Genomic DNA, 7,500 nt, shown 5'->3' with positions numbered 1-7,500 from the left:
GCGGCCGAACGGCCGCGGGCTCCACGCTTACAAGCCTGCGGTCAAGCCGAACACGGGAGCGGAGGACGCGTCCGAGGCCAAGGAGGATGCCAAGCGCAGCGGCGGCACCAGTGATGGCGGTCCCGCCGGTCCGGTCGACCGCCGCACCCTGTCCATCGGCCGCGGCGACACGCTGATGGATCTGCTGACCGAAGCGAAGGTGTCGACCAACGATGCCCATGACGCGGTGGCCGCCCTGCGGGAGGTCTACAATCCGCGCCGCCTGCAGGTCGGCCAGCGCGTGACCGTCCTGTTCGAGCCGCGCCGGGGCGGCGCCCGCAAGTTCGTAGGCTTGGAGTTCGCGCCCGATCCGCTGCGGTCGGTGTCGATCGCGCGCAAGGGCGATGCCGGCTTCACCTCCAGCCAGATCGAGAAGCCGGTGACGCGCAAGCCCGTCGCGGCGCAGGGCGTCATCCGCTCCAGCCTGTTCGAGGCGGGGGCGCAGGCCGGGGTTCCGATCTCGGTCATGATGGCCTTCCTGCAGAACTTCTCCTACGACGTCGACTTCCAGCGCGACCTGCAGCCGGGCGACCGGTTCGAGGTGATGTATGAGAAGCTGGTCACCGCCGACGGCACCGAGGCGGGCGAAGGCGAGTTGCTGTACGCATCGCTGACGCTGAGCGGCGACGATATGCCGATCTACCGGTTCAAGACCCGCGACGGGCGGATCGACTATTACAACGACGACGGCGAGAGCATCCGCCGCGCCCTGCTGCGCACCCCGATCGACGGTGCCCGCATCACGTCGGGTTTCGGCATGCGCCGTCACCCGATCCTGGGCTTCAGCAAGATGCACAAGGGCGTGGATTTCGGGGCGCCGTCGGGAACGCCGATCTATGCCGCCGGTCGCGGCACCATCGAGCTGGCGGAGCGCAACAGCTCCTACGGCAACTATGTCCGCATCCGCCACAACACCGAGATCTCCACCGCCTACGCCCATATGAGCCGCTTCGCCAAGTCCATCCGCCGCGGTGCGCGGGTCGATCAGGGCGACATCATCGGCTATGTCGGCACCACAGGGCGGTCAACCGGTCCGCACCTGCATTACGAGGTGCTGAAGGCCGGGCATCAGGTGAACCCGCGCTCCGTCGACCTGCCGACCGGCGAGAAGCTGGAGGGACGGGAACTCCAGAACTTCCAGCAGGCCCGGCGGGCGATCGACAAGCTGTTCGAGGAGTCCCGCAGCGGCCTGCAACTGGCGCGCACCCCGGCGCCGGCCTCCCCGGAGGAGAAGGGCTGCAACAAGGCCACGAGCTGCTGATGGCCGGCCCCTGATCGGCGTGCCGGCGGCGATTGCCGCCGGTGATGGCCGCAAGGTTGCGCCTATTCCTTGTTCATCATGTTCCGGATGGCGCCGACGAATTGCCGCGCGGTGTTCTCGTCATCCAGCATCTTCTGCAGCTTTTCACGGATGATCATCGCCTTCGGCCGCTGCTGCATCGCGCGTTCGATGGCGACGTCGGCTTCGCCGGGCTTCAACGGTTCGAGGTCGGAGGACATGGCGGACATCCCGTGCGGAAAGGCTGTGTCGGGTCGGCACGCAGGTAAGGATAGCCGGATCCGGTCAGGCCATCATCAGGCAAAGATCTTCTGGGGCGTCAGGGTCAGCGATACTGCCCGACGGTCTCCACCGCTTCCCCGCCGGTACCGAGCTTGAACTCGGTGACGCCGGGTGCGGTGTCGGGATTGATGCCGCCGAGGTCGAGCGTGCGGACGCCGCGATGCTTCAACTCCTGCATCGCCTTCCACAACACCAGCCGCATGGCGCCGCTTTTGCGGCCGGATTCGTCGGCCCAGCTGATCTGGCTGGTGGCGCAGATGCCGTGGCGGAAGAACAGGCCGCAGGCCACCGGCTTGCGGCCGTCGAGCGCCGTCACCATCAGCGCCCCGTCGGCGCGGCCGCCGCCCTTGACCATGGCATTGCGCAGGCGGACGGCCAGCGGCCCGGTCATGGCGCGGAAGCCCTTGCCCAGTGCCTGGTCGTGCTCCTGCTTCATCAGCCAGGGCAGGTTGTCGGCCTTCCAATCGACGTCGAGGACCAGACCGGCCTTCTCCGCCCCGCGCAGACGCTGGCGCCAGTCGCGGGCAAGGCCGGCACGCATCGCCTCCTCGTTGCGGGTCAGGTCGAACCAGACGGTCCGGTAGCCGGGGCCGACCTTGCGGAAGCCGCAGCGGGCGAGCAGCGCCTCCGTCTCCGGTCCGGCGGGCAGTTCCGGCAGCAGGCTGGCGCGGCTGAGCGGCGAACGCGGGCAGGCGCGGCGCAGCAGGCGGAACACCGGCTCCAGCGTGTCGGCATCGGGGATCGTGCCGTCGAGCCAGAGCGGGCCGCGGTAGCACTGGCGGTCGTGGAACAGCTTCAGCATGCGGCGGTCGAGCGTCTGGACGAGCCCCAGCGGCTCGCCGCCGCGGCGGATCACGCCCAGCCGCGGGACATGGCCATAAGTGCGGCCCATGGCGCGGCCATAGGCGAAGCTCTGCAGCAGGGTCGAGCGGGGTGCGCGGGCGAACAGGGCATCCCAATCGCCGACCGTGCCCTCGTTCCAGGCGATGTCGATGTCCGGCATCGGGGCCTCCGATGAATCAGGCCGCCGGATCAGGCCGGCGGCAGGGCGGAGGTCGCCTCTTCCACCTGGGCGAAGCTCGGACGGTATTCCGGTTCCAGCACGTTGCGCGCGTATTCGACCGAGATTGCGGGCGCGTAGCCGGACAGATGCGCGATCAGGCCGGTCTTCATCGCGTGATAGTACCTGCCTTCGGCGTGGTAGATGTTCTTCAGACCGCTGGCGATGGGGGCGAGGAAGCCGTAGGCGACCAGAATGCCGGTGAAGGTGCCGACCAGCGCGCCGCCGATCAGCTTGCCCAGCACCTCCGGCGGTTCGGTGATCGAGCCCATGGTATGAATCACGCCCAGCACCGCGGCGACGATGCCCAGCGCCGGCACCGCGTCGGCAACCGCCTGGATGGCGTCGGCGATGCGCTGGTGTTCGTGGTGCATCGTCTCGATATCCTCGTCCATCAGGTCGACCAGTTCGTGGGGGTTGTCGGCGCCCAGCGACATCAGACGGAGATAGGTGCAGAGGAAGGCGATGGCATGGTGATCGCCGTAGAATTTCGGGAACTGCTGGAAAAGCGGGGAATCCTCCGGCTTTTCGATGTGTTGTTCCAGCGCCAGCAAACCCTTGGTCTTCGCGATCTTGAAGACCTGGTACATCATGGTGAGGACCTCCAGGAAGTCCTCCTTCTTGTATTTCGGGCCCTTGAAGAGGTGTCCCAGTTCCTTGCCGGTGTGGGTGACCACGGATTTGGGGTTGGCGATGAAGAACGCCCCGGCGGCCGATCCGAGAATGATCATGAACTCGAACGGCATCCACAGCACGCCCATGTGGCCGCCGCCGAGGATGTAGCCGCCGAACACGCTGACCACCACGATGACCAAACCGATGATCACGAACATCCGGTCTTCTCCCTACCCCTACCCGCCACGGACCGCAGGATGCATCCGACCCACAGAAGGCCGGAGATCGGTTGAGTTTCCGTAAACCACCCGAACGGTCTACCGCCTTCGCGACAGGCCGCGCGATCCTACCGGTGCGGATGGGTCCTGTCACGAAAGGACTGGCGGTGCAGGCTTTTCAGGCGTTGCGGACCGGTGGCCGGGCGGCGGCAAGGCGCCGGAGGAGACCGGAGTGGTGACCGGGGCGAGAGGGAGGACACAGGATGGTCACAGCCGGAACGCAGGAACGCCCCGGCGGCCGGACATGACCGGGCAGCCGAGGCGTTTGAAGCATGCGGATCGTTAGCGGAGCGGAATGTTCATCTGGACGCTGACGCCCGGCGGCGGGGGCGGCGGGGCGTAGACGACGGCGGGCGGCGCATAGGACGGCGCATAGACGACCCGCGGCGGGGGCGGCGGAGCGGGAACCACCACCACCGGCGGCGGCGCGCCATAGATGACGACCGGGCCGTCGTCATGGTGATGGTGCTTCTTCTTATGCTTGTGATGGCCCCAGCCATGGCCGCGGCCATGGTCCCCCGGATCGGCGAAGGACGGCGTCGACAGAGCGGCGCCGAGCAACAGGACGGCAGCCGCGGCACCGGCCGTCCTGGCGACTGCGCCGGCCACCCGACGCACGGCTGTCTCCGGCGTCCGGGGGTGCTGCATGGTGGCTGCGGCGTTCATCGGCCTGGTCTCCTCGGATGGGCTTGCGGCTGGGCTTGTGGCGGCCGGGTGTTGACGGGGATGGGGAGAGGGATGGGGCGAAGGGCCGCGTACCCATTTCGATGGGATAAGCTCTTATGCTCAGGCTTGGGCTGGACCGGGTGAGACATTTTTCGGGCGGTGTCCGGCGGAGAAGCGGGTGGATGGCGGTCTGGCCGCCGCGCATCCTTACCTATGAAGCTGTTGTTCGGTGGGCGGTATCGCTACCCATCCGGTGGGGGTAGGCCGGATGCGGCGGGCGGATGACGGATCCTTTCCGCCGTCCGCTTGATCCGATAGGCGCCGGGGAGCGTATGAGGCATCGTATAAGGATGTCGCCATCCACCGCGATGCCGACGCCGCCCACATCGCCCCCAGCCGCAGAGCCGCACCGATGACCGTCCGGACCCTCCTTCGCACCGTCACACTGGCCGCCATCCCTGCCGCCGTGGCTGCGGTCCTTTCCATGATGGGAGCCACCAGCACCATGGCCGCCAGCAGCAGTGCAACCAACGCCTACAGCTTCACCTTCCAGGGCATCGACGGACAGCCGCTGCCGCTGTCGCAGTTCGAAGGCAAGGCGATCCTGGTGGTCAACACCGCGTCGCAATGCGGTTTCACCCCGCAATACAAGGGGCTGCAGGCGCTGTGGCAGAGCTACCGCGACCGCGGGCTGGTGGTGGTGGGCGTGCCGTCCGACGACTTCGGCGGGCAGGAGCCGGGGACCGCGCCCCAGATCAAGGACTTCTGCGAGGTCAACTATCGGATCGACTTCCCGATGACGGACAAGACGGTGGTGTCGGGCGACGGCGCCCACCCCTTCTACCGCTGGGCGTCGGACGAGATGGGCTTCCTCGCCAAGCCGCGCTGGAACTTCCACAAATATCTGGTCGGCCCGGACGGCAGGCTGGTGTCCTGGTTCTCCACCATGACCGACCCTGAAGCGGACAAGGTGCGCGAGGCGATCGAGAAGCTGCTGCCGGAGAAGGCGACGAAGTCTTAAGGGGAGTCGACGCAGGCCCCCTCCCCTACTCCACCGCCTGACGCAGCGCCGCGGCCCCCGCCCAGGGGGCGAGCGGCAGGGCGGCGGCGAGGATGCCGGCGAGCAGCAGCAGGTGCGGGCGCGGAGTCAGGCTGTTGATCGCGGCGTCGATGGCGCCGGCGCCGAAGATCAGCACCGGGATGTAGAGCGGCAGGATCAGCAGCGACAGCAGCACGCCGCCCCGCCGAGCCCCCAGGGTCAGGGCGGCGCCGATGGAGCCGATCAGGCTGAGGATCGGCGTGCCCAGCGTCAGCGTCAGCACCAGTACGCCGAAGCCTTGCGCATCCATGTTCAGCAGGACGGCCAGCAGCGGGGCGGCGACGATCAGCGGCACGCCGGTCACCAGCCAGTGGGCCAACGTCTTCGCCAGCACCGCGGCCTCCAGCGGCAGGGAGGACAGCGACAGAAGCTCCAGCGAGCCGTCCTCGTAATCGGTCTGGAACAGCCGCTCCAGCGACAGCAGCGAAGCGAGCAGCGCCGCCACCCAGATCACGCCGGCGGCGATGCGGGCGAGGATGTTCGGCTCCGGCCCGACGCCGAAGGGGAACAGCACCACGCACAGGACGAAGAACATGACGGCGATGGTGGCATCCGACCCCTGGCGCAGGGCCAGCCGCAGGTCGCGCGCCACGAGGCGCAGGAAACGGCTCATCGCACGCCCCCCTCTTCCTTATAGTCTTCGTCGCCGCCCTCTTCATCGTCGGCATAGGGGGTGAAGTCGTCCAGATGCAGTTCCTCGCCGCCGGGGGTGGAGATGTCGGTGTGGGTGGACAGCACCACCATGCCGCCCTCGGCGCGGTGTTCGGCGATCAGCCCCTCGAACAGGGCGATGGCGGCACGGTCGAGCGCCACGGTCGGTTCGTCCAGCAGCCACAAGGTCGCCGGTGCGGCCAGCAGCCGCGCCAGGTTCAGCCGGCGCTTCTGCCCGGCCGACAGGTAGCGGCCCGGCACCCCGGCGATGTGCGGCACCCCCAGCCGATCGAGCGCCGCCCGCGCATTGGCGGCCGGATCGGCGGCTCCCGCCAGCGCCGCCCAGAAGGCGAGGTTCTCCGCCGCCGTCAGCACCGGCTTCACCGCGTCCAGATGGCCGACATACTGCACCCGCGCCCGGTGGCCGTCGGGATCATCGGAAACCGACACACCGTCCCAGCCGAGCGTGCCGCGCAGCGGTTTCAACAGGCCGGCCATCACCCGCAGCAGGCTGGACTTGCCGCTGCCGTTGGGGCCGAGCAGGACCAGCGCGCCGCCGGGGGCGATGCGGAACTCCAGCCCGGTGAAGACCAGCCGGTCGCCGCGCAGGCAGGTCAGCTCGGATCCGGAAAAAACGGGCATGGGACGGGTCGCGCCTCCGGTTGAGGGAGGCGCTGCTATAGCACAGGGCGGGGGAAAAGCCGGAGCAAGAATGGCGTCGCCGCTGCATGAGCCGCGCAAAGAAAAAGGCCACCGCGAGGGGGTTCTCGCGATGGCCGCGCGCCCGGCCGGGTCCGGCCGGACGATGCTCGATGGAACGGCGTCCGTTCGTCGCGGCGGTGGCGCTAGGGGGGACGCCGATGCGCGCGACATGCGTCGCCGGTTGCTTGAGATGAGTTTTATAGGGAGAAAGTGGCAAAATTTGGATGCAGTTCGAGCAATCGGACGTTGTCCTGCAGCGAACTGGCGGCATCGCAGCGCTGCGCTCCCATGCGCGGGATGCAGCGCGGGGGTGCCGGGAACGGCAGGATTAAAGCCCGACCGCTTGTTCTGAATCAACGCCTTACCCCACCGCCCTGCCGCATCGTGGCGCCGTCGTTCCCCACCTGCGGGGAGTGTCGCGGCGTTTCCGGAGCCCGTCCGGGGCCTGCCGGAACCCTGCCCAATTATGTTCAGCAAGCGAGTCCTCCCATGTCGGCCTTCACGTCGGCCTTCGCAGACATTCTCCAGGCCATGCCGCCGATCGCGCGGGTGGTCCTCATGCTCGGCCTCGTGTCGGCGGCCGGCGTGGCGCTCGGCCATATCAAAATCCGGGGGGTCGGGCTCGGCATCGGCGGTGTGCTGTTTTCCGGCATCGCCGGCGGCCACATCGCCAAGCAGGCGGGCATCGCCTTCAATCCGGAGATGATGGACTTCATCCGCGACTTCGGGTTGATCCTGTTCGTCTACACCATCGGCATCCAGGTCGGCCCCGGCTTCTTCGCGGCGTTGCGCCGCACCGGGCTGGCGCTGAACGGGCTGGCTCTGCTGA

At 68.2% G+C, this 7,500-nt stretch carries 8 protein-coding genes and 1 pseudogene (1 of these 9 only partly in view); 3 read left to right on the top strand and 6 right to left on the bottom strand.

Translation table 11 applies throughout. The annotated features are described in order from the left end of the window. Window positions 1-1,300 carry the 3' portion of a M23 family metallopeptidase gene (locus tag F1643_RS17175; RefSeq protein WP_255542932.1) on the top strand. The gene continues 2 nt to the left of window position 1, outside the view, so only the last 1,300 of its 1,302 coding nucleotides appear in the window; its start codon straddles the left edge of the window (only 1 of its three bases is visible, at window position 1); its stop codon occupies window positions 1,298-1,300. A 62-nt stretch (window positions 1,301-1,362) separates the two neighbouring features. On the opposite strand, the gene F1643_RS17170 is transcribed toward F1643_RS17175, so the two are convergent. The 4 genes from F1643_RS17170 to F1643_RS17155 all read right to left on the bottom strand — a co-directional run bounded on the left by F1643_RS17170 (window position 1,363) and on the right by F1643_RS17155 (window position 4,219). Further along, entirely contained in the window at window positions 1,363-1,539 is a 177-nt protein-coding gene (locus F1643_RS17170) for a hypothetical protein (RefSeq protein WP_194914457.1), read from the bottom strand. A gap of 104 nt (window positions 1,540-1,643) precedes the next feature. Continuing rightward, window positions 1,644-2,603, bottom strand: coding sequence for a GNAT family N-acetyltransferase (locus tag F1643_RS17165; RefSeq protein ID WP_194914456.1), 960 nt, complete (start codon window positions 2,601-2,603; stop codon window positions 1,644-1,646). A gap of 29 nt (window positions 2,604-2,632) precedes the next feature. Further along, a complete protein-coding gene (motA, locus tag F1643_RS17160) occupies window positions 2,633-3,493 on the bottom strand; it encodes a flagellar motor stator protein MotA (RefSeq protein WP_194914455.1) in 861 nt (286 codons plus the stop codon). A 342-nt stretch (window positions 3,494-3,835) separates the two neighbouring features. Continuing rightward, window positions 3,836-4,219, bottom strand: a complete 384-nt coding sequence (locus F1643_RS17155; protein WP_194914454.1) for a hypothetical protein — start codon at window positions 4,217-4,219, stop codon at window positions 3,836-3,838. Window positions 4,220-4,631: 412 nt separating this feature from the next. Here F1643_RS17155 and F1643_RS17150 point away from each other — a divergent pair, with 412 nt between their 5' ends. Further along, window positions 4,632-5,240 (top strand): glutathione peroxidase, encoded by a 609-nt coding sequence (locus F1643_RS17150; RefSeq protein ID WP_194914453.1) that lies wholly within the window; start codon window positions 4,632-4,634, stop codon window positions 5,238-5,240. Window positions 5,241-5,265: 25 nt separating this feature from the next. Here the strand turns inward: F1643_RS17150 and ccmB are convergent, their stop codons facing one another. Both ccmB and ccmA read right to left on the bottom strand, forming a co-directional pair. Next, window positions 5,266-5,931, bottom strand: coding sequence for a heme exporter protein CcmB (ccmB, locus tag F1643_RS17145; protein ID WP_014249273.1), 666 nt, complete (start codon window positions 5,929-5,931; stop codon window positions 5,266-5,268). Further along, entirely contained in the window at window positions 5,928-6,650 is a 723-nt protein-coding gene (ccmA, locus tag F1643_RS17140) for a heme ABC exporter ATP-binding protein CcmA (protein WP_370540666.1), read from the bottom strand. The genes ccmB and ccmA overlap by 4 nt, the downstream gene beginning before the upstream one ends. A 510-nt stretch (window positions 6,651-7,160) precedes the next feature. Here ccmA and F1643_RS17135 point away from each other — a divergent pair. Further along, window positions 7,161-7,500: pseudogene (locus tag F1643_RS17135) on the top strand (transporter); the annotation flags it as partial.

The sequence above is a fragment of the Azospirillum sp. INR13 genome, from assembly GCF_015390205.1.
Lineage (GTDB): Bacteria > Pseudomonadota > Alphaproteobacteria > Azospirillales > Azospirillaceae > Azospirillum.
The sequence above is the reverse complement of the archived record's forward strand: the minus strand, read 5'-3'. Positions and strand labels throughout refer to the sequence as shown.